Below are 26962 nucleotides of genomic sequence, written 5' to 3' on the forward strand. Positions count from 1 at the left end.
CTAAAACTCTAAAATAATTTTTTACTATATTTGACATAGATATTGGTTTGTTTGGCGACATCAAGATACTGAATTTCAGTATCTTGACCAATATCTAATCAATTTATTTTACTTCAAATAATTACACCCAACGGGTTAAATGATTTCAAAAATAACTTAAATTCATCTCTAAAAACGAAATTTAGACTAACAACTGATCTAATTTTCAGATAATTAAAAAATATAGAAGGATTATATTTTTTTCGCCTTAGGAAGTAAGCCTTAACCGTTTCATATTCAATATAACTTAAATAGTCTTCAAGTCCTTTTTTTTCAAAAAACCCATTTACATTAGACTGTAATATACTTTTCTTTATTTTTTCGTGGTACAGTAAAATTTCCGTAAATTTTATAGAAACATCGTATTCTATAAACTTCTTCAAGACTATTATTTCATTTTCCATTTTTGCAAATGGCAGATGATTTAACAATTTGAGTCGGCACTCTTTAGCTATTTTTTTTTGATTTTCGTTACGCACATTAGATACTTGTTCATCATACATTCTATAGTGAAGTAAAACTTCCTGTAGATTATATAGGCTACCTAAAATTGCTAAACGAACCCATAAATCATAATCTTCAGCAGGTTCTTTAGAAGTATCATAAACTATTGAAAACTCATCAATACTTTTTTTTTGTATCATTACAGAAGGGTGAATGATACAATTAGCTTTTAGCATTGCTAATTTAATTTCTTCGTGGTTTTCTGGAACTATCATAATAGTATTTGTTCCGAGGATTTTACTCAATGATCCGCATACTATAACATCTGGGTTTTCTTCCAAAAATAAAACTTGCTTTTCAAATCGTGTCGGCACACAAATATCATCGCCGTCCATTCGGGCTATATATTTTCCTTTAGCAATCTTAAATCCTAAATTTAGACTTATAGTGTATCCAGAATTTATTGGTTTTTCAATAAAATTAATTCTCGAATCATTATATTTTTTGATAAAAGATATGGTTTGGTCTGTAGAACAATCATCAATAATTAAAAATTCAAAATTGCTGTAAGTTTGATTTAAAACACTTTCAATAGCTTGTTGTATAAATCTTTCACAATTATACACAGGCATTAAAACGGTTATAAATGGTTTTAGCATAAAATATTTTGCTTAATTTGAAAATAACTTAATATCAGATTCTACCATTTCTTCAACAATCGCTTTCAAATCATATTTTGGCTTCCATCCCAACACTGTTCTAGCTTTTGTTGCGTCACCTATTAATAAATCGACTTCTGTTGGACGGAAATAATTCGAATCAACTTTTACAACTACTTTTCCCGTTTCTAATTGATATAAAGGATTTGAACATGATTTTACATAACCAATTTCATTTTCATTCACTCCATCATATTCTATTACAATACCACATTCAGCAAAAGCCATGACAACGAAATCCCTAATACGTGTTGTAACTCCAGTTGCTATTACAAAATCATCTGGTTTGTCCTGTTGCAAAATTAACCACATGGCTTCGATATAATCTTTGGCATGTCCCCAATCGCGTTGTGAATCAAGATTTCCAATATATAATACATCTTGCAATCCAAGTGCTATTTTGGCAGTTGCCATAGTGATTTTTCGGGTTACAAATGTTTCTCCTCTCAATGGAGATTCATGGTTGAATAATATGCCATTACTGGCAAATATGTTGTAGGCTTCTCTATAATTAACAGTAATCCAATAGGCATAAATTTTAGCAACACCATAGGGCGATCTTGGATAAAATGGCGTTTTTTCTGTTTGAGGAACTTCTTGAGCTTTGCCATATAGTTCTGATGTAGAAGCTTGATATATTTTAACTTTTTGAGTTAACCCTAAAATCCTTATTGCTTCTAATAGTCTTAACGCTCCCAATCCATCCACGTTAGCCACATATTCCGGTGTATCAAAACTTACTTTAACATGAGACATGGCACCAAGATTGTAGATTTCATCGGGTTGCACTTCTTGGATAATTCTAATTAAATTGGTAGAATCTGATAAATCACCATAATGTAATATGAATTTCACATTGTCTTCGTGTAAATCCTTAAACAAATGATCTATTCTTTGGGTGTTAAAAGAAGATGCTCTTCGCTTTATACCATGAACTTCATAGCCTTTATTCAATAAAAATTCAGCAAGATAGGCACCATCTTGTCCTGTTATTCCTGTAATCAATGCTTTTTTCATGTTCTAAACTTTTATCCAGGAATCTGGTATAATATCGTTACTATTGGTGTCATCATTAAACCATTTCTTTGGTGCAATGACAATTTTCTTTTCATTTTTATTCAACCATGCGCCCCACCAACTAAAACTACTATTTGCTATAATATTGTTTTTACAAGTTGACATCAATTTTAAATCTTCAAAATTAGATAATGAATCATTAAAATCGATAAAAATTGCTTTATGTTTAAATGTCATGTTTTCCTTAACCCAATTTATATCGTCTGAAAAAATAAAAAAAACAGGGGTTTCTATTTTGCTTTCAATAATTGCCATTGCATCTTGATAATATACTTCCTGATCTATGTAGTGTTTAGGGTTATTAACATAATCTCCTCTTCTAATATGAAGTGAAACTGAATTCACAGCAGTAATATAGTCTATTGTTTCCTGGGTTTTAGGTTTCAATTTAGATTTAAATTCAAATCTTTTAAGGATTTCATTTTTATATTTTAAAAAATATTTCTCTGACTGAAAATAACCATTTAAAAAAATATAATCCCCTTTAAGTTGAGAAACCTCAGTATTAAAGCCAAAATCAATTTCAGAGTAAGTTGTTTTCGTAAATAGAAGATCTTGAAATTTTCTTAAATATCTATTAGGTTTTTTATAAAATTCAGCTTTAATATCGAAATGATGCAAGGAGTATTTATGCAACGTATAATGCTCGAATCCTGAAATATCGAGCTTTAAATCTTGCTTTTTTTCGAGAGACAAAGCTTTTGCTACTGCATATTGAAACATTTGGTTTCCTAATCCTCCATAAATTGTAACAATAATCATTACTTTTTTAATAAATTTTCTATTAGTACCAAATCTGCCTCTAACAATTCAGGGTAGTTACCACAATAAAAACCATTGTGATGTACCATATTTGCTCCGGGTAATTCATACAGTTCCGTAACATATTTTTTATAGAAAGGTTGTTCCTGCATATTTCCTGCTATCATTGGCCTTATTTCAACTCCTGCTTCATTAAATTTATGCAAATAGTGAGCTCTTAATTTTGTCGTTTTACAAACAAAAGGAAATGCAAAAGTAGAGAGAGTGTTAATATGACTATGTTCAAGTAAAATAAAATCAGGATTGTTTTTTACAGATTTTTCAATTCTAAGATAATTCTGTTCCCGTTTCTGGATATTCTCTTCCAAAAATTGCATTTGATATTGACCTAAAAAACCAGTTATTTCGGTTGGTCTGAAATTGTATGCCAAATCATAAAAAGTATATTTGGCTTGAAACTCTGACTCAATATTATATTGACTTCGCCATTTTTGTTGTTGCCCGTTTGTCAAATTTCTATCCCACCCATTAGCTCTTACAATAGTCAGCATTTCGGCAAACTCCGTATCACTTGTACAAACCATTCCGCCTTCAATAGTACTCATGTGATGGGCGACAAAAAATGAGAAACTGGAACCAACTCCGAAATTTCCTGATTTACCCTCTGGTAATTGTGTTCCCAAAGATTCGCAATTGTCTTCAATCAAAATAATTTTTTTATCCTCACAAATCTTTCTGATTACATCTATATCACCGGTAAATCCTAATATATTGGTTATAAACAGCGCTTGCAGATTGGTAGTTGCTATTCTTTCCATTAGATTTTCTGAGGTGGTATTGATTACTTCTGGTGTAACATCAATAATTACCGGAATCATACCCAATTGTAGGATAGGCATGGTATTAGTCGACCATGTTAATGCAGAAAATCCTATTTTATCACCATCTTTTAATTTGCCTAGATTTTTTAACGCTTGTAGCATTGCCAAATTGGCACTAGCACCACTGTTAAATAAGACCGCATGTTCACAACCCTGAAATGAGGCAAATTTTTTTTCGAATTTCTTACATTCAGCGTCCATACTTAATCGGTCAGCTGATATAATGAAATTAGCAAGCGCTAGTTTTGTTTCTTCTTCTCTAAGAAATGCTTTTCGCATTAATGGTAATCTCATAATGTTTGTTTTTGATAACTTTGAATCACTTGATCAATTCCTTTCTCAAGAGAAATTAAAGGTTTAAATCCGTGGCTTTTCATTTTTGAAACATCCATACATTTTTTCAACATTCCGTTTGGTTTGGTTTGATCCCACAAAATTTTACCTGTATAAGTAATTTTTTTTGCAATTAATAATGCTAATTCATTGATACTCATATCGGTTCCAGTTCCAATATTTATCGGATTTGTATTAGAATAATTTTCAAAAAAGAATAATATTGCTTTTGCAAAATCGTCAACATGCATAAACTCCCGGCGTGCAATTCCGGTTCCCCAAAGTGTAATTGATGGTTCGTTATTGTTTTTGGCGTCAATAAATCTTTTGACCAAAGAAGATAAAACATGCGCGTGATCTAGATCAAATGTATCATTTTCTCCATACAAATTACTTGGAATTAAACTTATGCCGTTAAATCCGTATTGCTTATGATACGTTTCCAATAATTTTATTCCCGTAATTTTTCCAATGGCATATCCTTCATTTGTGGGTTCTAATTTACCATCCAAGAGATAATTTTCCTTCATTGGTTGGGGAGAATTAGCGGGATAAATACAAGAACTGCCTATGAAAACGAACTTTTTAACATTGTTTTTAAAGGCTGAATGTATTACATTGGCTTGCATCAACAAATTATCATACAAGAAAATAGCAGGATTATCTATGTTCGCTTTTATACCGCCTACTTTGGCTGCGAGATGAATAACATAATCCGGAGTATGCCTCAGAAAAAAATCTTCGACCGCTAATTGATTTGTTAAATCTAATTCAGAGTGTGTTGCAGTTATTATATTATCATAACCATTTTCTTTAAATAACTTTAAAGTTTTGCTACCCAGCATTCCTCGATGTCCGGTTATCAACAATTTTGCAGAACGGTCTATTTTAGTTTCCAATTTTCCCATACAAATTCAAATTGATATGTCAATTCGTGTGTTTTTGATAATTCTTTTTGGATTGCCTGCATTCTTTCTTTGGCATTTTCGATTATAAAGTCGTGAAATTGAACTTGTATGTTTTTAAAATGCGTTATGCAATTATTTTCAATTAAGGATTCTAAAAGTTCATATTCTCCCCCTTCTATATTAATTTTGATTAAATCAATTTGAGTAAAATTATTTGTTTGCATGAACTCAACTATTGACTTTAGCTGTATGGTTTGAGCATTTTCACCTTTCAAATAAATGGAGGAAGAATTCTCTAACAGACTTATTTGCATTTCTTTGTTTTTTCCTGCCAAACCAAAGTTATAAGAATTTATTTTTTCGTTATAAATAAACTTATTTTTTACAATGTCATAAAATTCTTTGATAGGTTCAAAAATATAAATAGTTGCATTGTATTTACATAAGATTTCAGAAGCAAATTCACCTTTATAACCTCCAACATCAAAGACAATAGAGCTATTATTTAAATCATAATTGAGCCGCAATGTATCATCGCCGTTGATAGCAAACCATGGTTGTACTCTTTTATGTTGGATCAAATCGTTCGGCGAAAACACTTTCTTTGTTTTGTAATTTATTAAAACTTTAATGGCTTTTTTTATTCTTGAAATCATTTTATTTTGTCAATTATTACCCCGTTTATTATTTTAAAAACAACATTCATTATAAAATATAGGTTCTATACTTTTAACATTTCTTCCATTGCGGATTTAAAAATAATAGTCCTGCTGATCTTGGTAAATTTCTTTGTGTATAAGTTCCTCCGTCAATAATTTGAAAAGTTAAAGTGTTTTCAATTAGATCGTAAATTTGGTGTCCGGTAGTGTTGGCACTAACTAAACCAATAATGTAGGTTCCCGGAAAAAGACGTAAATCGTTAATACAAACATTATAAACTTCCTCGTGTTGAGAATGTTTTATTTCATAATTAGAATCCCTTGCCATAACATGGAACAAAGGCATTTCATCGGTAGTTTTAATTTGAATTGCAACTTCAGACTTGCCTTCATTAGCATTATTTCTAATTCTAAACCTAACATTCAAATCATCACCTATTGAATATTCCTGAGTAAGGACATCATGCTGATTTCTGATTTCCAAAGAAAGAAATTCTAAATTTTTACTACCACTTCTTTTAGTTTGTTCATCAAAAAAAACTTGACTTTCTTTTGAATTTACATTTGAAGTATAGGAGCTCATGACTTTATCTATATCCCCAATACTTTTTATCAATCCATTTTCCAATAATATTCCTTTTTGACACAAACTTTTTACAGCTGACATATTGTGACTAACAAAAAGAACTGTTCTTCCTTCACCTTTACTAATATCACCCATCTTCCCAAGGCACTTTTTCTGAAACTCGGCATCACCTACCGCTAAAACTTCGTCAACTATCAAAATTTCGCTTTCAAGATGTGCGGCAACTGCAAAAGCCAATCGAACATACATTCCTGAAGAATAACGTTTTACAGGCGTGTCAATATACCTTTCAACGCCAGAAAAATTAATAATTTCTTCTAATTTCCTGGTAATTTCTTTTTTTCGCATACCAAGAATAGCACCGTTAAGGTAAATATTCTCTCTTCCTGTCAATTCTGGGTGAAAACCTGTACCAACTTCGAGCAAACTGGCTATTCTGCCTTTTACTTTTATCTCACCGGAAGTTGGGCTGGTAATACGTGAAAGTAATTTTAAAAGTGTACTTTTTCCAGCACCATTTTTACCAATTATTCCGACAGCATCCCCTCGTTGTATTTCAAAATTGATATCTTTTAATGACCAAACGATATTGCTCTCGCCGCTAGTGCTTCTATCATTCGTTTCTCCTATTTTTAAAAATGGATCTTCTTTCCCGAGAACTCTTGTTTGCCAAAAACGATCAATATCTTTAGATAATGTCCCTGTACCTATTTGACCTATTTGGTAGGCTTTAGATAAATTTTCCACTATAATAACTGATTCCGCCATTAGATTGTATCTACGAAGTTTTTTTCCGTTTTATTAAATATTAGAATTCCTAAGAAAAAAATGATTATTGTGACGAGTATTGAATATCCTAAACTGTAAATCGTTAATTCTCCCCTTCCTAAGAACGCATATCTAAAAGCTTCGATAATTCCTGTCATCGGGTTAAGTTCAACAATGAATGCGTACCCTTTTTCTTTAGCATAACTTAGCGGATATATCACTGTAGTAGCATACATTAAAAGTTGTACACCAAAAGTTACCAAAAACGTTAAATCCCTATATTTTGTCGTCAACGCTGTAATTATAAGACCCAAACCCAATCCAAGTAAAGCCATCAATAATATCAAAGCAGGGAATAAAAAAATTCCGTAAGTCACATGAAAACTTGTTCCCTCTATAGGAAACAAATAAAAGTAAAGCATCATACAAAGCATCAAAAGCAATTGCACTCCAAATCGCACCAAGTTACTTGCAACGATGCTCAATGGCATTATCAATCGGGGAAAATATACTTTACCAAAAATGCTTGCGTTATCTCTGAAAACAGTGCTTGTTTTACTTAAACAATCTGAAAAATAAGTCCAAGAAGTAATTCCTGTGAGATAAAACAAATACTTTGGTAATCCGTCTGTACTAATCCCTGCGAGATTTCCAAACACAAATGAAAATACTATTGTTGTAAAAATGGGCTGAATAAAAAACCATAGCGGCCCTAAAATGGTCTGTTTATAAAAACTAACAAAATCCCGTTTTACAAACATCACCAATAAATCTCTATAATTCCAAAGGTCATTAAATTTAATGTCAAAAAGTGAAGTATGCCCTTTGATTATTAAATCCCAATCTTCAGACGGACTGTAATTTTTCATTATAATTTCTCGATTCAAACAAGCGTTAAAAGTTAATTAACAATTGCAAATATATAAATTAGAAAGCCTTTAAAAAGAATTAGTTGTTTTTATTTACTAATTCATTTAAATTGAATAATAGATATTAAATTGATTAATTTCGCATAATTAAATACTCATTTTGATACATTTTTTTAAACCAAAAAATCCCTTTTTAAGAGATTTGATTCCCGACAACTTTGTGGATATTCATTCGCATTTATTACCTGGAATTGATGATGGAGCAACATCTATAGAAGATACTGCGTGCTTAATAAAAGGTTTGGAAGAAATTGGTATCAAAAAATTTATCACGACACCACATGTAATGGGTGAAGTTTGGAAAAATACGCGCCCTGAAATTCAAAAAAAGTTATTAGCTACGATACATGAACTTGAAATTCCAAGTATTAACATTCGTCTCAAAGCTGCCGCGGAATATATGATTGACGAAGAGTTCAGAGAATTATTCAAAAAAGAACAATTATTAACTTTAAAAGAAAATTATGTATTAGTTGAGATGTCTTATATCAGCCCGTCAATTCAATTGTATGATATTTTGTTTGAATTACAATCTGCTGGTTACCAACCCATTTTAGCACACCCTGAAAGATACAACTTTTACCATCGTTCATTGGATGAATATAAAAAACTTAAAAATGTTGGCTGTTTATTTCAGCTAAATATGTTGTCAGCAACGGGTTACTATGGTGAACAAGTGGTTAAAATTTCAAATTTTTTAGTAAAGGAAGGCTTAATAGATTTTATTGGTTCTGATGTACATCATACCCGCCATTTGGAATACCTTAATAAAAAAATTGTTTTAAAAAATTATGAGTACTTGACCCCTATTTTTCAAAACAATTTTATCTTTGATTTTTGATGTTATTACATATTGAAAATTGAAAACAATCTTTTCAAAAACGATACTTTTTTCCCAGTTTCATTATCATAGCCATAGCCATATCCATAAGCGTAGCTATATTTATAATTATACCCATAACTATAACCATAGCCTTTGTAATTAGAACCAACATTATTAATTACGTAAGCCATATTTTTCAATTTGCCTTTTTCACTCAAATTTACTGAAAACTCTAATATTTTCTTAGGTGTAAAATCTGCTCTAATTACATATAAAGTGGTGTCAACCAACTGGGATATTATTAATGTATCGGTAACCAAAAGAATGGGAGCCGTATCTAAAATAATATAATCATATTCATTTTTTGCTTCAGTAATAAGTTTGTCAAGTAGTCCATTTGATAACAATTCAGCAGGATTTGGTGGAATGATTCCCGATAAAATAATATCTAATGTATTATTTATTAAACTTGGTTTTACTATACTATGCCAATCGATAGCTAAATTATGCAAATAATCCTGAAGCCCGAGTTCGTTTTTCTTGAGATCTAAATAGTTATGCAATTGAGGATTTCGTATGTCAGCGCCAATTAGTAATACCTTTTTATTCATTATTGAAAATGAAATAGCTAAATTTAACGCTGTAAATGTTTTACCCTCTCCTTTTATAGTAGAAGTAACCATAATAGTTTGCGCTTGCTTTTCTTTTTGCAAGGGGAAAATATAAGTCAAATTTGTTCTCAAAATTCTGAAAGATTCACCAAGCAAAGACCTATCATTACTGTCTGTTACTCTATTCTCAGAATCGATGTGTGGGATTTCAGAGAGTATGATTTTATTTTTGGTATATTTTAAAATATCCTCTTTGGTATGAATTTTATCGTCGAGCAAATGACTTATATACAAAACTAAAAAAGGTATCAACAATCCAACAAGTAATGCCCCCATATAGAATGAACTCTTTTTTGGCGAGATTGGTGTTACGTCAGTAAGTGCATAATCTACAACTTTAATGGATGAGGAAGTGATGGCCAGATTAACGGCTGCTTCTTCTCTTTTTTGTAATAGCAGGATATAAAGTGATTCCTTTATATCTCGTTGACGTTCAATCGAATTTAAAATTTTCTCATTATTAGGTATGTTTCGAAACTTATCAGTCGAAGTCTTTTTTGTTAAGTTATTTTGTGAAAGCGACACCTCTAACTCTCTTTGATAAGCTTTTATCGACTCCATAATGTTTTTTTGGAGTTCTAATAATTTACTGTTCAAAATTATGACTCTGGGGTTATTATCACCTGCGCTGACCAAATATCTATCTCTTTCTAAAACAACAAGATTAAAATCAGATAACAGACCATTTACATTTCCATTTGAAACTCCAATATTTGTTGGTAACAAATTTAATTTCTTATCTGCTTTTACGGTTTGCTCTAATATTTTAGATAGTGCTATTTGTGTCTCTGTTTCAAAAACATTGGTGTTTGCAGCAATTTTTCCCGAGGTTGCTGACGAAGCATCAGACTCTATATATGTTAATTCGTTATTAGTCTTATAATTCGCCTTATTAGTTTCTATAGAATCTAATTCACGTTCTAGAGATTTAAATCGATTATTGACAAATTCAATCGTTTTCTCTGAGACTAACCTTCTATCATTTAAGCCATCAATATCATATTGTTTGATAATTTCGTTTAATATAGCCTCCGAACGATCCTTATTGCTTGAATTTAATGAAATAGTAAGTATGTCAGAGTTTTCATTCTTATTTACAATTTTCAAATTGTTAGCAAGTCCCATGACTATTGACTCAACAGAGGAATGGCTTATTAAATATTTTCTTTCTAAAAGAGTGTTTATTTTAGTTCCTATTTGAAGTTGCAAGTTAAATGGCATTCCTTTTAAATATTGTATTGAATTAAAAGGAAAGACTTTATTAATTTCTGTTCCATTGAAAGAAGATATCTTATATCCATTTTTAACAATTTCAATTTCTAAAGTAAAAGACTTTTTATCCATGTCAAGACTTGAACCTAACCACTCAATATTAAATGGTCTATTTTTCCATATTTCAATATTATTTAAATAACCTACATTAAAATATTGGGTATTTAAACTTAAATTTTTAGTTACTTGTGTTAATAATCTATTAGATTTAAGAATTTCTATTTGGTTGTCTAAATTTACTTTTGTTTTGGAATATGATGCCAGACCAGGACTAGGTATGACAAAATTATTTTTTGAATCATCAATAATTTTAATATTAGCTCTGGATTCATAAATTGCTATCGTATGACTCAAATAATTTTTAACAATAAAGAAGCAAACTAACATAGAAATCAAAAACCAATACCAATATCTTAAATACCTGAAGATATGATCTAAAATATTAATCTCGTTTTGACTGTTTTCTGATTCAACATGAATATTCTCCATTAATTATTTTTTTAACAATAAGTAAATAGTTATCCCAAACGATATGAATCCTAAAGTAGTCCCAAGACCGTTCAAATAACCAGATGATGTAATTTTTGGACTGTTGGGATTGACTATGATAACATCATTTTGTTTAATATAATAATAAGGACTCGAAAACCAATCTGAAGAGGTTAAATCTACATGTGCATAGGTTCGCACACCATTAACTTCCCTAATTACCAATACGTCTTTTCTAACGCCATTTATAGTTAAATCACCCGCTAAACCAATTGCCTGATTTAGTGACAAATTCTGTTCATCATAATTATAAGTGCCAGGATTCTTAACTTCGCCTAAAATAGTTATTTTACTATTTATTACTCTAACACTTACTTTTGGTTCTTTGATATAGCCGCCATCTGTAAGAAATTTAGCAATAAGGTTTTGAGCTTCAACTGTAGTTTTACCCGCTAAATTTATAGTGCCTAGAATTGGAAAAACAATTGTTCCTTCCTGTGACACTAAATACCCTTGAATCCTATAGGTCTCAATATTAATATTACTGCCATTTGTACCAATTTGTATATTGAAAGGTTCAGCGGATTCAGGAATTAAAGCGGAAACTTTTATAAATAATATATCGTTTATTTGAATGGAACTTGACAAATAATTTATATACTCTTGTGAACCGGTATTTAAATCTTGATAATAGAGAATGTCTTTTTTACTTGCGCAGGAAACTATAGCCAGAGACAGTAATAGTAAGAATATTTTTTTTATCATTATAGTTATAATTTATAGTAATCTTTTTGCCAAATTAAATGTATCCTTTTTTTGAAGTTGCAAAGCTACAATTTGTTTTTATATTTTTAAGTGGATACACATATAAAATGGTAAACTAATCAATATCTAATACCTGAAACTCTGAATTCATACTCTTGAACTCCGGAACTATTTTCTTCATTATAGTGACGATGTCTTGGTTGGATTTCTCCTGCGCAGTAGTTATTAGTTCTGCAATAGCTATTTGAAAATCTTGGAAATTATCAATAGTATCTTGTGCAATCATGATTTTCATGTTATGAGTAGGCAGTGTTTTTGAGGTGTCATTTAGCAATTCTTCATATAATTTTTCCCCTGGTCTTAATCCAATAATTTTAATATTAATGTCCTTATCAGGAATAAATCCCGCCAATCGAATCATTTTTTTGGCTAAATCAATAATTTTTACCGGTTTACCCATATCAAAAATATAAATTTCACCCCCAATACCCATCGCTCCGGCTTCTAGTACCAGTTGACACGCTTCCGGGATAGTCATAAAATATCTAATGATTTCGGGATGCGTGATAGTTATTGGTCCGCCTTCCTGAATTTGTTTTGTAAATAATGGAACAATAGAACCATTAGACCCCAAAACATTTCCAAATCGGGTAGTGATGAATTTAGTTACTATTTTTTTCTTTGAATTTACAAGATGATAATTTAACGATTGCACGTATTTTTCTGCAATACGTTTACTGGCGCCCATAACGCTGCTTGGGTTTACTGCTTTATCTGTAGATATTAACACAAATTTTTCAACAAGATATTTGGTTGACAGATCTGCGATGTTTTTTGTCCCAATTACATTAGTGTAGATTGCCTGCGATGGGTTCTCTTCCATCAAAGGAACGTGTTTATAAGCCGCCGCATGATAAACAAAATCGGGTTTATACTTTTCAAAAACTGATTCAAGGGCATTATAATCTTTTATATCTGCTAATACCGTTCTAATTCTTACATCGTTTGAGATTGCTGAGACTTCTAAATGCAAACTGTGTAGAGGTGATTCTGCCTGATCAAGTATGATTATTTTATAGGGTTGAAAACTGAGTATCTGTCTAACAATTTCACTTCCAATAGAACCTGCACCGCCAGATATCATAACTCTTTTGCCCTTAATTTGTGCTGATATTTTTTTGTTATCTAAAACAATAGGTTTTCTTTCCAGCAAATCTTCAATTGCAAAATTCTTTAACTGATTGGATATTTGTTTTTGATCTTCCCAATCCGTAATCAAAGGAACGGTAAAAACCTTTAAATTATATTCCAAACATTCTTCCACAATCGCTATTGTTTCTTCTTTTGTCAAACTTTTTTCTGCAATAATGAGTGATTCAGCGTTAACAGATCGTAAAATTACGTGAATGCTTTTGGTCTGATTGATAATTGGTAGATCAAGAATGCTCTTTGAGGTTTTATCCTGTTTAAATTTATCGACAAAAGCAACAACTTTAAATCGAGATGGTTTTTCTGTTTTTAATGCATTCGCTACCGAAATTGCATTAGCATCAGCTCCATATATGACTGCCCTGATTAATTGCTTCCTGTCTTCAACTTGCAAATACTTTTCGAAAAAATTTTTGACCAGAATTCGAAAAAGAAACAATAATAAAAAAGAGATAACATAGGTAATAAAAAGTCCGGGAGATAGTAATAATTTATTATTGGTAATAATTTGAAAGGAATAATTAATAACCATTAAAGTCAAATAAGAACTAGAAGTAGCTACCAACAATTTAACGCCATCTATAAAAGTAGAATGCCTTATTATTCCGCTGTAAGTCCTAAAAAATATAAAGAAAACTGCATTCACTACAACAACTAAGGCATATTGAGAAAAAACAGTGATGACGGTATACAATTTAACATTTAAACTGTGTACAATAACAAATGTCATTGTACAAGCTACTGCCACTATACAAACATCAATGGCAAAAATAATCCATCTCGGCAAATAACCAATGTTACGGAATCTTTTGCTGGACATAGTTCCTTTAAGCGCCTTTGAAAAAGGGTAAATCATGTTCTTTGGGTAAATGGCAAATTTAAGCTAAAATATGCTATTTTTATTTTTACACGAAAGTATTATTTAAAAAATCGATAAAGAGCATCCTGAATTCTATCTTTATCATTTTCAGTCAAATTTGAGCCTGAAGGTAAGCACAAGCCATTTTTAAACAGGGTTTCTGATACATTCTCGCCATAAAATGAATACATTTCAAAAATGGGTTGCAAATGCATAGGTTTCCACAACGGTCTTGATTCGATATTTGCAATTTCTAATGCTAATCTTAAATCTTCTCTTGTTTTCCCTAAACGGCTAGGGTCAATGATAATGCATGACAACCAAAAATTCGAATAAAAATCTGCATTGGGTTCTTGAAAAACGGATACGCCTTCAATATTCCTAAAAAATTTCTCATAAAAATCATGCATTTCACGTCTCAAACTCACATGTTCTTCTAAAATTTCCATCTGTCCTCTTCCAATTCCTGCACAAATATTACTTAATCTATAATTGTAGCCAATTTCCGAATGCTGATAATGAGGCGCATCATCTCTTGCCTGCGTAGCTAAAAAGACTGCTTTGTCTTTTAGATTTTTTGAATGTGCAACTAATGCTCCTCCACCTGAAGTAGTGATTATTTTATTACCATTAAATGATAAAACGCCAATATCTCCGAAAGTGCCACACTTTTTACCTTTGTAAGTACTTCCTAGTGCTTCTGCGCTATCTTCGAGTATTGGAATTTCATACTTTTTGGCTATTGCTTTAATTTCGGATACTTTAAAAGGCATTCCGTACAAATGAACCGGAATTATAGCTTTTGGTTTTTTCCCTTTCGAGATTCTATCAATAATTGCCTGTTCTAAAGCAATCGGACACATATTCCAAGTAGCTATTTCACTATCAATGAAAACGGGAGTTGCACCAAGGTATACTATTGGATTAGCGGAAGCAGAAAATGTAAAGCTTTGGCAGATTACTTCATCACCAGCCTGAACTCCTAATAAAATTAATCCTAAATGGATTGCCGCCGTTCCGGAACTAAGTGCCGCAACGAATACACCGTCATCCAAAAACCCTTCTAAATCATGTTCAAAACCGCTAACGTTTGGACCAAGTGGTGCTACCCAATTCGTATCAAAAGCTTCTTTTACATAGTGCTCTTCACTTCCTCCCATATGAGGAGAAGAGAGCCATATTTTTGAATTATTCATTTGTAAGATTGTATTTTATTATTTTTCCCGGATTTCCCACTACCACAGCATAATCCGGGACATTGCTGACTACTACCGCTCCAGCACCTATGGTGGCCCATTTTCCAATAAAAAGTCCTTGAATAACTGTCGCGGCAATACCAACTTGAGTACCTTCACCAACGGTAACGTTTCCCGCCAAGGAAACTCCAGGGCAAATATGCACAAAATCGTCAATTAATGCATCGTGTTCAATAGTAGCATTAGTATTAATAATACAGTGTTTTCCAATAATTGTATCAGGATTTATTGCAACTCCAGCCATAACTACAGTTCCTTCGCCAATAATAGCGTTCAGAGAAATATTGGCCGACGGATGTATGGCCTTTACAAAATTAGCACGAAGGGATTTGGAAAGCTTTTTTCTAACCCTATTATTTCCAATAGAAATTATAGTTTTACCTAAAGAGAACATATCAAATTCACTGGTTTTTGTAATAGAAATATCCAAAATAGATGCTGATTTTGGATTGTCATCAATTACTGACTTAATTTTTACCCCTGCAGCATTGAGTATGTCAATAATTACTTTACCGTGTCCGCTTGCTCCGTATAAGGTTATGCTATTCTCCATTGAAAGGCTCTATAGTTGCTGCATTTGCCGCATTAATACCATCACTTTTTAACACTTTTAACATCGTTTTGAAAAATATCTTTAAATCTAAAATAAAAGAAATATGATCGACGTACCAAACATCGTAGGCGAATTTTTTCTCCCAAGATATAGCATTTCTACCATTTACCTGTGCCCAGCCTGTTATGCCAGGTTTAACTTCGTGGCGACGGTTTTGAAAATCAGTATATAAAGGTAGGTAATGCGTAAGTAATGGTCTTGGTCCAACTAGGCTCATATCGCATTTTAGCACATTGATTAATTGTGGTATTTCGTCTAAAGAAGTTTTACGAACAAAACTACCTACGGCGGTTAATCTTTGAGCGTCTGGTAGTAATTGTCCGTTTGCATCTTTTTTGTCGTTCATAGTTTTGAACTTAACAATTTTAAAAATGGCACCATTCTTTCCAGGGCGCAATTGAAAAAAAAACGGTTTCCCATTATTGGCAATAAACAGTAAAATTGTAATTAATATAAATAAGGGAGATAATATAATCAATCCTATTAAAGCTGCGAAAAAATCGGCTGCGGGTTTGACTCCTTTAGTATACATTCTTTTTTTTTGCAAAAATAACTATTATTTAGCGTTTTAAGATTTTAAACTTCACACAAAACTAATTAAAAAACAATTTAGTGTGATTAAACAAAACACAAAGCAAATCAGACATCAAAAACTGACAGCAGATAACCAAAAAAACTCAATCCAAATTCTTATATTCCTGTAAAATTGCTTCCCAAACTAGCTTTTGTTCGTAACGTGACACTATCATTTCTCTGGCATTTGACTTTATCTTTTTGAAATAATTCTCATCCGTCATTAGTAATTCCATTTTTTCAATGATTGCTGATGTGTTCTTTACCTGAATAATAGTTCCATTTTCGCCTTCCACAATAATTTCATTACAACCATTTATATTGGATACAATTGCAGGTAAACCCATCGCCCCGGCCTGCATGACTGCATTGGGAAAACCTTCACGATAACTTGGAAAAATTAAAGCATCAGCCATAGACAAATAAGGGCGCACATCACTTTGAAAACCAACAGTAATAATGGCATCATTGGTTTGGATTTGCAGTAATGTTAAAGGTAGCAATGGATCTAAATCGGATTCATAATCTCCAACTAATAATAATTTCGCATTCGGATATTTTACATTTACAACTTTGAAAGCTGCCACTATTTCATTGATTCCTTTATCGGTCACCAATCTGCCAATAAAAATAAACACAAAATCTGAAGTCGTCAGAGCCAACTCTTTTTTTAACTCCAGATTTGGAGTTTCATAAAATAGGTTTGAATTAAAATATTTTGTATCTATTCCATTAGAACTTCCATTGGCAATTACTTTCAACTTGGTTACTGAACAATAGCTGTTTTTTGCTATTATGTCTAGCAATCCATGCGAATTCGGATAGACTTTAGTGGCACAACTATAGGTTAGTTTTTCAACAAAATCTAAAAGCTTACGTTTCAACCCTTTTGTTTCTAGTAAAGGTAATCCGGCTACTGTATGTAATCGATGCGGTACACCAGCCATTTTAGACGCGAGCATTCCCACTATTCCTGCTTTTGGTGTATGAGTATGTACAATCAGCGGTTTATTTACTTTCAAAAAACGATAGAGTTTAATAACAGCCAGAAAATCTTGTATTGGTGTTATTTTTCTCGACATTTCGAGATGAAATGTGCTCACTTTTTCCCTTTTTCCGATTTTTTCCAAATATTCTTTTTCTGAAGATACTGCAGTTACATCGTAATAGGAACTCATAAAATGCAACTGCCCGGATAATAATTTATCTAGCGAAAGCGGAACAGTGGTTATTCGGAAAAGTTTTTGATTTTTCATTTAAGTTTTGGAATGGTTCAAAGTAACACCCTGTTTGATAATACAAAATAAAGCAATTAGCATAAAGGGGTGAAAACATTATTTTGGTCCGCATAAAAATACCCAAATTGGCGTATCGCTCCACGTATAACAAACAAGCTATAAATGTAAATAAAAAGATAACTTTAATTTGCACTGTAAAATCTATTGAATGGTAAAATCGGATAATTAAAAACAGCGCCGTGACAAAAACAACCAGTGAAAATAAATTTTCAATACTGGCTAAAACGGTTAGAGTTGAATGAGCATCAAAAAAAAGCGGACGGAAATTAAAGGAAAACCATTTATAACCATAACTATAATCCAACATCGGAACATACGATCCTGAATGCTTAAAAGAAAGTATAGAATACTCATTAAAATAGCATATTCTTTTCCAATCCCAATAGTTGATATTGGTTGACTGAAATACAACATACAGCAATACCAATACTCCTGTAAAAGTTATAGCAGCTAGGAGTATTCTTCTTTTAAGTGAAAAGGTTTTATGAAAAAGAAATACAACAGCAATGGCACTAAGCAACATCAACGCAACATGTGGACGAATAATCAAAATCGCTAGGCTGCCTAATATAAAACTAAACGATTTGTACTTTTCGGTTGTAATCCCAAATAAAACCGAGGCAATACCCCAAAATATTATTGGTTCTTTTCCTAAAGTAGCAGTCCAAAAATGAAGATTAGGAAGGAAAAAAATAAGATACGACATGTTTATTCCCCTGAACTCAAAACCACCTACAAAAGCAAGTTCTGCCCATTGAATAAATTTTAAAATGCCTAAAAAACCGATGATACAATAAAGCAAAAAGCCAAACAAAAAAGGGAAACCTAATATAATTAACGGGTAATTAAGAAATAATATAAAATTAGTGTTTAAATCTAAAAAATCTAACCAGGAATATTGATCAATACTGAATGTTTTTGCCCAATAAAGATGAGAATCAGCCTTGTTGTTAACAGCATATTGATAAGACACGATGGTAAACAACAAATGATAGAGAAAAAGAATAAATTTTATTTTATTTACTTTCACAGCTATTGTTTTTCAGTTCTCTTTTGAGGGCATCTGCCAAAATTAATGAAAATTTATCAGCTCCTTTTTTGGACAAGTGCGCTTCATCCCTCCAATAATCAATATTATCATCATTTTCAAAATAATCGGTAAAATCATAATATGTTATATTATGTTTCTTCATCAATTGGCTCATAGCTTGATTATCTTTTTTGCAACTATCCTTGTAAACTGGAGAAGTAAAAAGAATTAAAACCTTACCGTTTTGAGTACAAAAATCTGTGATTTGCTTTAAATACATTTCCTCTAACCGAGATGGAATATAGCTTTTATTGCAATTTTATTGTATGACAAGTTGTTAATTCGCTTAATAAACATTTCTTTTTGTTCCTTGGTGTTAACTATTGGATCATAACCTCTGTAATGGTTATAATCGTACTTTGGTTGGAGCCTATTTGACAAAATTGAAAATACCAATCCATTATAATCAAGTGACCAAAAAAATAAAGAAAAAACATTTTCTTTATGAATTTCATCTATTTTGCTTTTGATAATTTTATTCTGATGGTATTTTACATACAAAGCATCTATATCATTTCCAACATAAGTAGTATCAAAGACATAGGCAGGATCTATCTGCAAGAAAACAAACTGCTTTTTCTTCTTTGGCAATGTTTGGATTAGAGTAGCACTAAAAGCCATTTTTCGACCACCAACTCCAATATTATAGGCAGACTTGCCAAGAACTTCCGGGTTAACATTATGATTAGCTCTAGAGTTACCAAACACTATATATTTTGTTGTGTCTTTAACCAAATCAAACTGATTAAGTTTACCTACACCTTCGCCTGTTAATACCTTTTTCTCTACATTCGCTAAACAGAAAAAAATTAATTTATCCACCAAAAACAATACTAAAACAATTATAAAAGCTAATTTAAGTGACTTCATTAAAATTGAAAATAAATAAAATTAGTAGTATTTGAATAGAAAAGCACAACACACATAACAAATATTGAAATTAAAGCTACTAAACCTGTCGTTTTTATTTTACTTCCATATTTCTCCACAGAAAAGCCTGAGCTAAATAAATAAGTATCAAGAGTAAGGCCTGCAAATAACATAGCTAACGTATTAGTCATTATATTGATATCACCAATAAAAGGAGCTCCATAATCGTTAGTGAAAAACTTAGATATTATATAAACAGAAGTGTGGATATCTGGTGATCTAAAAAATACCCACGCAGTAACCGCTATGGCAAAAGTTAGAATACTACCCAAGAAACCAAAATCTGTAATTTTTAATTTTTGGAAAGTGAATTTCTCAATGCTTAAAACCAGTCCATGAATGCCTCCCCAAATTACAAAATTCCAGGACGCACCATGCCACAAACCTCCTAGAAGCATTGTAATCATTAAGTTTCGGTAGGTAATTTTAATTCCTTTTCTATTACCTCCAAGTGATATGTATAAATAGTCTCTTAACCAAAAAGAAAGTGACATATGCCAACGTCTCCAAAATTCGGTTAACGATTTGGAGAAATAAGGAAAATTGAAGTTTTCTTTTAAAGAGAAACCAAACAGCTTAGCAGTTCCAATAGCTATATCCGAATATCCGGAAAAATCAAAATAGATTTGGAATGTATAAAAAATCGATGCTAAAAGCAACGAACTTGAGTTGTGAATATCCGCATTTCCATAAACGCTATCAACATATACAGCCAAGTTATCGGCAATAACCATTTTTCTAAAAAAACCGGTAGCTATTTGAAAAATTCCTTCTCTGAACATTACATCAGTAAAAAAACGTTTTTTCTTTATCTGCGGAAGTAAATGTGTGGCTCTTTCAATAGGTCCGGCTACTAACAACGGGAAAAAACTAACAAATAACGAATAGGTAATTACATTGGTTTCGGGTTCTATTTTATCTTTATAAATATCAATTACATAAGATAAGCCGTGAAACGTATAAAATGAAATCCCAACAGGCAAAATAACTGATAAAGCAGTTGGACTTACAGTCCATCCTAGGGCACTTAAAGAATCAGCCAACGACGACGCAAAAAAATTATAGTATTTAAAAACCCCTAAAAACCCTAAGTTGATACTTATGCTTAGCCAAAACCAAAACATCTTCCGTTTTTTTGTCTCGGCTTTGAACATTTTTAGGGCTGTGTAATAATCCAGTGATGTAGAAAAAACTAGTAAGAATAGAAAACGCCAGTCCCACCATCCATAGAAAACATAACTCGCCACTAATAACAAAAGATTTTGTGAATTGATATTTTTATTGGTAGCAAACCAGTATAATAAAAAGACTATTGGCAGAAAAACAGCGAATGCTTCCGAATTGAAAATCATTGTTGAGGGGTTAATTTGATGATTTTGGTTTTCTTCATACCCTTTTCTGTAGCATAGGAAAATGACCAAAGAAAATATATAATTAAACCGGGGAGAAACATATTTCTCATTCTAATAATAATTCCCAAATTTCCTAAAGTTTGGGAAAAAGCTAATGTTCCTATAAAAAGGTAGAGTAACATTCCTTTTATGGGCATTGGAGCTTTCCTAAAAGTTTCTATTGGTTTGCTTTTAAAAACCCTAAAAGACAAAACTAATAAAAATAAGTTTTCTATAGAAGCTAATAATGCAGGAATTCCATTGATATCGAAAAACAGGGGCCTGTATAAAAAAGTAAAAAGCTTTAATGGAAGAGGATATGATGATATATCAATTCTTGAACCTGTTGTTGACCTACTCAATAAACCAGCTTTATTTCCTGAAAATTCACTGAATGAATCTAAAGTTGCTTCTTCAATTTTGGCATATTGCATTACCGATGGTAAAATAAAAAAGGCAGCCGCAATAAAAACTGTGGCATATAAAAAGCGTTTAAATGGCGTTACTTTTGAACTCAATGCAAAACCCAAACCATATCCTGTTACCAAAAACAAAGCAATGTGAGGTCTTACGGCGTAAGAAAAAATGAGCGCAATTATGAGTAACGGAAGTCTTTTGTAAGGCTTTAATAGTCCATAACAAAAAATAGCTCCACAGAAGAATGAAATAGTATCTTTTCCTGCTGTGCAAGTCCATAAATGAAGATTGGGAAGAAAAAATAATAACGGAAAAAGGTTATATCCTTTAAATTTTGAATTATAAGGGACTAGTTCCAATGCTATAATATAGAAATACGCAATAGCTATAAATCCCACAGTAGTATATATCATTGTCCCTGTAAAATAAGACAATCCTAATATTTGTGAAGGATAATAATCTAAAGCAAACATAAAATATGTTCCAGATTTTTCAAAAATATAGGTGACAAAATCTTGATAACTCAGTGTTTTGGCCAAGGCCCAATAACGAACTGGGTCACTCCCAAAAAAGAAATAATTATATAGTCCAAATAGGATATGATATACAAAAATCAATCTTAAAGTACTCAAATGATCAGATGCTAATTTATTCTTAAATGACTGAATAAATAAGAAGCCACAGATTATACTAAAAACAACAACAATAAAATCCATATCTTTTTTTTTAAACTCTAATCAAGCAGCTTTAATAGCGGGTAAAAATAACATTTTTTATTTAGTCGGATGTTTATTGAGCATCTGTTACTTTATTAAATGTAATCGAATTATATGCAAAAGTATTCAATCATTTTTCTCCAAAATCGATACATGTGAAGCATAAGTTAGATTTTGTTTAGCATACTCTTTATTATTGGCATACTTTTGAGAAAACATTTCCAAATTATCTAATGAATACTGTATCGCTTTACTCAAACTTTCAACATCCGAAGGTTTAAAATCAACCGAAAGAAATTCATCCACATTAATTTCTTTCACACTTTTAAAACTTCCGTTTATTACCAGTTTGCCCGATATTAAGGCGTCCAGATATTTAACATGTACAATCAATTCTGAATATACATTTTGCTTATCGGGACAAACAATAATATCCGATAAATCCTGATAGGTCCTTAACTGATGGTATGGAATTCTGCCGATAAGAACAACCTTGTCCGCAATATTCTTTTCTTTAACAATACTCACGCATTCTGGCATTGTTGGTCCGTCACCCACAATAAAAAGCCTTGTATTGTTCTGATTTACTATTTTTTCAAATGCCAAAATTAAATCGGGAACGCCACCCGTTTTCTTAAATGCTCCGGCAAAAAAAATTATTTTTTCATTCGGCTGACAATTAAACTTTCGCTGTAATTCCCCTTTCAAATCGCTATCAACTTTTTCTGTAATCGCAACTGAGCTTAATACATAAGGTAAAATATAATTTCTTTTTTGAAACACGTTTGGATATTGCTCTGTAAAGTAATCCTGCATCGCCTGACTGGCGAAAATAAATCCTTCCGCTAAATTGAAAACCTTACTGTCAAGCCAATCCGATATTTTATATTTTACCCAAAACTTAATTTTTTCGCTTAATGACTTAGCGTGTTCGGCCTGAAACTTGAATTCCAAGGTGGCAACTCCATGCAAATCATTAATATAATTTGTAATGATGTTTATTGATTTCAAGCAATAGCCTATAGAATTGTCTAAATACTCGAAGAAATAAATTGTTTCTTTGTCAAACTTATCCTTGAAGATTTGACGAAGTTTGTTAAATAGCTTCGCATAAATCAGACACATAATAAAATTGGGCAATAAACCCAATAATCCCTGAAAAATTCTTTTATCTTTTCTGGATAATGAAAAATTGATGGTTACATGTTTGATATTTTTTTCAAAAAGATGAAATTTTTTAGTATTAGAAATAAAGATGACTTCATGATTTCTTTTAGAAAGTTCATTCATAATGCCCAGCATACGAATTGTTCCGCCACCTTCATGTTCAAAATTATTCATTGAAAAAAAGACAAATCTGCTCATTATTTGAATAAACCTTTAGCCTTCATCTCTTCTATTGATTTCGAATAATTATCTTCCGTCACTTCTTGCGATTTAACCCAATCCACGAATTGTTTAACACCTGTAGCGAAATCATATTGAGCCTCAAATCCCAACTTGGTTTTTATCTTACTCAAATCAGCAAAATTGTGTCGGATATCCCCCAATCTATAATTACCGGAAATATTGATAGCAATATCTGCCTGATAAAAATTTTTCAACGTAGTAGCTACTTGCATAACTGAAGTCGCTATACCCGAACCCACATTAAAGACCTCATCATTGGCTTCTTCTCTTTGAATTCCTAAAATAGTCGCATCTACAACATCCTCAATAAAAACAAAATCTCTGCTTTCTTTACCGTCCTCAAAAATGTTTATGTTGTTTCCATTCCTGATTTGGGTAGAAAAAATAGATAAAATTCCGGTATAAGGATTTTTGAGGGATTGTCCCGGTCCGTAAACATTTTGGTAGCGGTAAGCTACTGCAGGAATCCCTATTGATTTACAAACATTTAAAACCATTTGCTCCTGATTCTGTTTGGTTATTCCATATACTGATGAAGGATGAATTTTGGAATTTTCATCGGTGGCCAATATGGTGACAGTTTGGTTACACAGGGGGCATTTAGGCTCAAAATCGGATTTTAATAAATCTTTCTCCTGACGCTCTGCCGGATAGACTATACCGTGAACCGTGCAATCGTATTTTCCTTCTCCATAAATTGCCCGAGAAGAAGCTATAATCACTTTTTTAACGTCGTGTTTTTCATTAACCAGATAATCCAAAAGCAAGGCTGTACCGTTGACATTGACCTCAACATACTTTTGAACCTCATACATCGATTGACCGGTTCCTGTTTCTGCCGCTAAATGAATTATTATATTTTGATTTTTTAAGGCTTTGTACCAATCTTCTTTATTTCTAACATCGCCTTGTATAAAGTTGACTTTATCTTTTATGGATTGGTAAAGAGTTGAGGTGTCAGGATTTCCATGGATTTGTTCGGACAAGTTGTCCAAAACCGTAATTGAATATCCTTGGTTTATAAGTTTAAGTGCTAAATTAGAGCCAATAAAACCTGCCCCTCCAGTAATTAATACATTGCTCTTCATATATTGGGTACGCTATATTTAATAGCAGTAAAGTGTGAATAGTAAAAATAGATTTCATCTATATACAATTGCAAATATTAGATAATTTATTGAAAGATTGAATATAACTTTCGGCACTTTTTTCAACAGAAAAAAAGTTAATTCCAAATTCTCGGATTTTTTGGTGATTTATCTCCGAAAGATTTTCAACAAAACGTAAAGCCTCATCAATTGCATTTGGTTTGTCATGATAAAACAAAAATGTATTAGGTACCTGTTTTATCAATTCCTCGGAATCACCTATTCCGGCGGAAGCAATCGTTGGAATTCCCATTAGTAAATATTCTCCAAGTTTAATTGGTGCAACTCCTTGCATACTGAATTTTGGTTCTCGGATCGCAAAAGCAATATCAGCAGCTGAAAGATATTTTGGTACTTCTTCAAAAGGTACTTTTTTAATCATTATATTTTTGGACAATTCAGCCGGAATTCGTTGTTTAGCAAATTCCATATTTCCTGTTAAAATTAAAAAAAATGCATCAGAATATTTTTGTTGGTATTTTTGAAATATAACTATCATTTCATCCCAGCCATATTGAGGCCCTAAAGAACCACAATAAACAAATAGCTTAGCATTTTGTTGTATGTTCAGTTCAGCCTGTATCTGGCTTTTCATTGAGCCCTTGGGTTTGAAAAAATCGATGTTTCTTCCGTTGAAAACTACTGAGAACCTTTCAGGTCTTTTATGATGTATTGTTTCTAAATGAATGTCAATTGCTTTTTGTGAACGCGTTATCACGCCATCAGCTTGTTGTAGCATTTTTGTTTCTTCCATTTTAAAAAAACGATATTGCCTGCTTGTTCTTAATAACCCTGAAAAGTCTACACGTTCTTCCAGTGGCAATCCATCAGCATCAAATAAGATTTTAAAATTAGTTTTTTTCAATCGGTTAACCATGATAGACGGCATGGTGCTTCTTGGCATTACAATATCAATCTTGTTGTTGTTGATATATTTTTTTAGAAATTTAATCCCTGAATACAATGTCAGTAAACTTCCCAAAACGGCAACCGGTTTCCTTGAAATTGTCTTGGCTGTGTATATTACATCAAGTGCTGCTGCTTTTTTTTGAGTAATTGCTATTCTTTCTTGAGTTCCCCATGTAAATTGGATTATATGAATTCTATAATTGGCACTTTTTTGAACTTCGCTGAGGATAGGCATAAACAATCCTTCCATATAATTGGTTTGTGGTCCATCCCAGGTAATGAAAAGAATGTTTTGCATTAGTCTACCGATTCTGATTTACTTGCTGCACTTTGAATAGTCGTATAATTGAACTTAAGTTTTAAAAAATGTTTCTCAAAATAATGATATGAAAGATGAGCTACTAAAACTATTGCTGATAAAACGGTTATATAAATTACTACTTGCTTCAAAAATGCATTCTCAATCACAAATCGATTTAGCAAAAACGACATTGCATATATAATTAAAGGATTGTAGACATATAGACCGAATGAAATTTTTCCCAAATAATCAAACAATTTATTTTCTAAAGACACCAATCGTTTTGGATTAGCAATTTGATTAAAAATAATAATTAAAGTAACTACAGATATAATCTCATGGTCTATGACAGAGGCTAAGTGAAATTTATTGAATGCAACCACCAATAATATTAGCCAAGCCAAAATTTCTAACCACCATTTACTTATAATCCATTTTACTTTATCGCTGTTATGATAATACAAATAAGCGCCGAGAGCACCTAGAGTCAAACATCCAAAACGGGTATAGTGAAAAAATATTAAAAAGCCATCTGGCGCATGAAATAATTTTAAACTTACTTTTAAAACGACATAAAATATCATTAATGTCCGATAAAAAATAAAAAAGACTATTTTTATTTTTTATCTAATTGTTATTCAGTTATTTAATTTTTAAAATCTCTCGTTTCTCAAAACAAGGCATCAAAAAAATGACAGTTGTTTTATTTCAGACTTA

Annotated in this window: 25 protein-coding genes; 1 reads left to right on the forward strand and 24 read right to left on the reverse strand. The window is 31.7% G+C overall.

Annotated features, from left to right (window positions below):
• Positions 1-113 precede the first annotated feature (113 nt).
• The 8 genes from Q0Q99_RS05375 to Q0Q99_RS05410 all read right to left on the reverse strand — a co-directional run bounded on the left by Q0Q99_RS05375 (position 114) and on the right by Q0Q99_RS05410 (position 8045).
• The gene (locus tag Q0Q99_RS05375) at positions 114-1142 is read right to left on the reverse strand and encodes a glycosyltransferase family 2 protein (RefSeq protein ID WP_293892556.1); all 1029 of its coding nucleotides are present in this window, start codon (positions 1140-1142) and stop codon (positions 114-116) included.
• 12 nt (positions 1143-1154) lie between these two features.
• A complete protein-coding gene (gene gmd / locus Q0Q99_RS05380) occupies positions 1155-2219 on the reverse strand; it encodes a GDP-mannose 4,6-dehydratase (RefSeq protein ID WP_293892559.1) in 1065 nt (354 codons plus the stop codon).
• A gap of 3 nt (positions 2220-2222) precedes the next feature.
• Positions 2223-3041: an alpha-1,2-fucosyltransferase gene (locus Q0Q99_RS05385; RefSeq protein ID WP_293892562.1), complete on the reverse strand. Its 819-nt coding sequence runs from the start codon at positions 3039-3041 to the stop codon at positions 2223-2225.
• Positions 3041-4216: a DegT/DnrJ/EryC1/StrS aminotransferase family protein gene (locus Q0Q99_RS05390; protein ID WP_293892565.1), complete on the reverse strand. Its 1176-nt coding sequence runs from the start codon at positions 4214-4216 to the stop codon at positions 3041-3043. Before Q0Q99_RS05390 ends, Q0Q99_RS05385 begins: the two co-directional genes overlap by 1 nt.
• The gene (locus Q0Q99_RS05395) at positions 4213-5163 is read right to left on the reverse strand and encodes a GDP-L-fucose synthase (RefSeq protein WP_293892568.1); all 951 of its coding nucleotides are present in this window, start codon (positions 5161-5163) and stop codon (positions 4213-4215) included. Before Q0Q99_RS05395 ends, Q0Q99_RS05390 begins: the two co-directional genes overlap by 4 nt.
• On the reverse strand, positions 5139-5819 hold the full coding sequence (locus Q0Q99_RS05400) for an FkbM family methyltransferase (protein WP_293892571.1): 681 nt from the start codon (positions 5817-5819) through the stop codon (positions 5139-5141). The genes Q0Q99_RS05395 and Q0Q99_RS05400 overlap by 25 nt, the downstream gene beginning before the upstream one ends.
• 73 nt (positions 5820-5892) lie before the next feature.
• Positions 5893-7176: an ABC transporter ATP-binding protein gene (locus Q0Q99_RS05405; RefSeq protein ID WP_293892574.1), complete on the reverse strand. Its 1284-nt coding sequence runs from the start codon at positions 7174-7176 to the stop codon at positions 5893-5895.
• On the reverse strand, positions 7176-8045 hold the full coding sequence (locus Q0Q99_RS05410) for an ABC transporter permease (protein WP_293892577.1): 870 nt from the start codon (positions 8043-8045) through the stop codon (positions 7176-7178). The genes Q0Q99_RS05405 and Q0Q99_RS05410 overlap by 1 nt, the downstream gene beginning before the upstream one ends.
• Before the next feature lie 160 nt (positions 8046-8205).
• Here Q0Q99_RS05410 and Q0Q99_RS05415 point away from each other — a divergent pair, with 160 nt between their 5' ends.
• Positions 8206-8946, forward strand: a complete 741-nt coding sequence (locus Q0Q99_RS05415; protein ID WP_293892580.1) for a CpsB/CapC family capsule biosynthesis tyrosine phosphatase — start codon at positions 8206-8208, stop codon at positions 8944-8946.
• 5 nt (positions 8947-8951) lie between these two features.
• Here the strand turns inward: Q0Q99_RS05415 and Q0Q99_RS05420 are convergent, their stop codons facing one another.
• From Q0Q99_RS05420 to Q0Q99_RS05495, 16 genes are all read right to left on the reverse strand, one after another.
• Complete coding sequence (locus tag Q0Q99_RS05420; RefSeq protein WP_293892583.1) at positions 8952-11360, reverse strand: polysaccharide biosynthesis tyrosine autokinase; 2409 nt, start codon at positions 11358-11360, stop codon at positions 8952-8954.
• Between the two features lie 3 nt (positions 11361-11363).
• A complete protein-coding gene (locus Q0Q99_RS05425) occupies positions 11364-12125 on the reverse strand; it encodes a polysaccharide biosynthesis/export family protein (protein ID WP_293892586.1) in 762 nt (253 codons plus the stop codon).
• Between the two features lie 115 nt (positions 12126-12240).
• Complete coding sequence (locus tag Q0Q99_RS05430; RefSeq protein WP_293892589.1) at positions 12241-14154, reverse strand: nucleoside-diphosphate sugar epimerase/dehydratase; 1914 nt, start codon at positions 14152-14154, stop codon at positions 12241-12243.
• A gap of 98 nt (positions 14155-14252) precedes the next feature.
• Positions 14253-15389, reverse strand: a complete 1137-nt coding sequence (locus Q0Q99_RS05435) for a DegT/DnrJ/EryC1/StrS family aminotransferase (RefSeq protein ID WP_293892592.1) — start codon at positions 15387-15389, stop codon at positions 14253-14255.
• Entirely contained in the window at positions 15382-16002 is a 621-nt protein-coding gene (locus tag Q0Q99_RS05440) for an acetyltransferase (protein WP_293892595.1), read from the reverse strand. Before Q0Q99_RS05440 ends, Q0Q99_RS05435 begins: the two co-directional genes overlap by 8 nt.
• Entirely contained in the window at positions 15992-16594 is a 603-nt protein-coding gene (locus Q0Q99_RS05445) for a sugar transferase (protein ID WP_293892598.1), read from the reverse strand. Before Q0Q99_RS05445 ends, Q0Q99_RS05440 begins: the two co-directional genes overlap by 11 nt.
• A gap of 145 nt (positions 16595-16739) precedes the next feature.
• The gene (locus Q0Q99_RS05450) at positions 16740-17891 is read right to left on the reverse strand and encodes a glycosyltransferase family 4 protein (RefSeq protein WP_293892601.1); all 1152 of its coding nucleotides are present in this window, start codon (positions 17889-17891) and stop codon (positions 16740-16742) included.
• Positions 17839-18963, reverse strand: a complete 1125-nt coding sequence (locus tag Q0Q99_RS05455) for a hypothetical protein (RefSeq protein ID WP_293892604.1) — start codon at positions 18961-18963, stop codon at positions 17839-17841. The genes Q0Q99_RS05450 and Q0Q99_RS05455 overlap by 53 nt, the downstream gene beginning before the upstream one ends.
• Positions 18950-19243: a hypothetical protein gene (locus tag Q0Q99_RS05460; RefSeq protein ID WP_293892607.1), complete on the reverse strand. Its 294-nt coding sequence runs from the start codon at positions 19241-19243 to the stop codon at positions 18950-18952. The genes Q0Q99_RS05455 and Q0Q99_RS05460 overlap by 14 nt, the downstream gene beginning before the upstream one ends.
• Positions 19244-19248: 5 nt before the next feature.
• The gene (locus Q0Q99_RS05465; RefSeq protein WP_293892610.1) at positions 19249-19893 is read right to left on the reverse strand and encodes a hypothetical protein; all 645 of its coding nucleotides are present in this window, start codon (positions 19891-19893) and stop codon (positions 19249-19251) included.
• A complete protein-coding gene (locus Q0Q99_RS05470) occupies positions 19893-21305 on the reverse strand; it encodes an MBOAT family O-acyltransferase (protein WP_293892613.1) in 1413 nt (470 codons plus the stop codon). Before Q0Q99_RS05470 ends, Q0Q99_RS05465 begins: the two co-directional genes overlap by 1 nt.
• The gene (locus Q0Q99_RS05475) at positions 21302-22477 is read right to left on the reverse strand and encodes a hypothetical protein (RefSeq protein WP_293892616.1); all 1176 of its coding nucleotides are present in this window, start codon (positions 22475-22477) and stop codon (positions 21302-21304) included. The genes Q0Q99_RS05470 and Q0Q99_RS05475 overlap by 4 nt, the downstream gene beginning before the upstream one ends.
• A 126-nt stretch (positions 22478-22603) precedes the next feature.
• Positions 22604-23842 (reverse strand): glycosyltransferase family 4 protein, encoded by a 1239-nt coding sequence (locus Q0Q99_RS05480; protein ID WP_293892619.1) that lies wholly within the window; start codon positions 23840-23842, stop codon positions 22604-22606.
• Positions 23842-24975, reverse strand: coding sequence for an SDR family NAD(P)-dependent oxidoreductase (locus tag Q0Q99_RS05485; protein ID WP_293892622.1), 1134 nt, complete (start codon positions 24973-24975; stop codon positions 23842-23844). The genes Q0Q99_RS05480 and Q0Q99_RS05485 overlap by 1 nt, the downstream gene beginning before the upstream one ends.
• Positions 24976-25033: 58 nt before the next feature.
• Positions 25034-26242, reverse strand: coding sequence for a glycosyltransferase (locus Q0Q99_RS05490; protein ID WP_293892625.1), 1209 nt, complete (start codon positions 26240-26242; stop codon positions 25034-25036).
• Entirely contained in the window at positions 26242-26829 is a 588-nt protein-coding gene (locus Q0Q99_RS05495; RefSeq protein ID WP_293892628.1) for a hypothetical protein, read from the reverse strand. Before Q0Q99_RS05495 ends, Q0Q99_RS05490 begins: the two co-directional genes overlap by 1 nt.
• Positions 26830-26962 lie beyond the last annotated feature (133 nt).

It is taken from the genome of Flavobacterium sp. (assembly GCF_025352425.1).
GTDB lineage: Bacteria > Bacteroidota > Bacteroidia > Flavobacteriales > Flavobacteriaceae > Flavobacterium.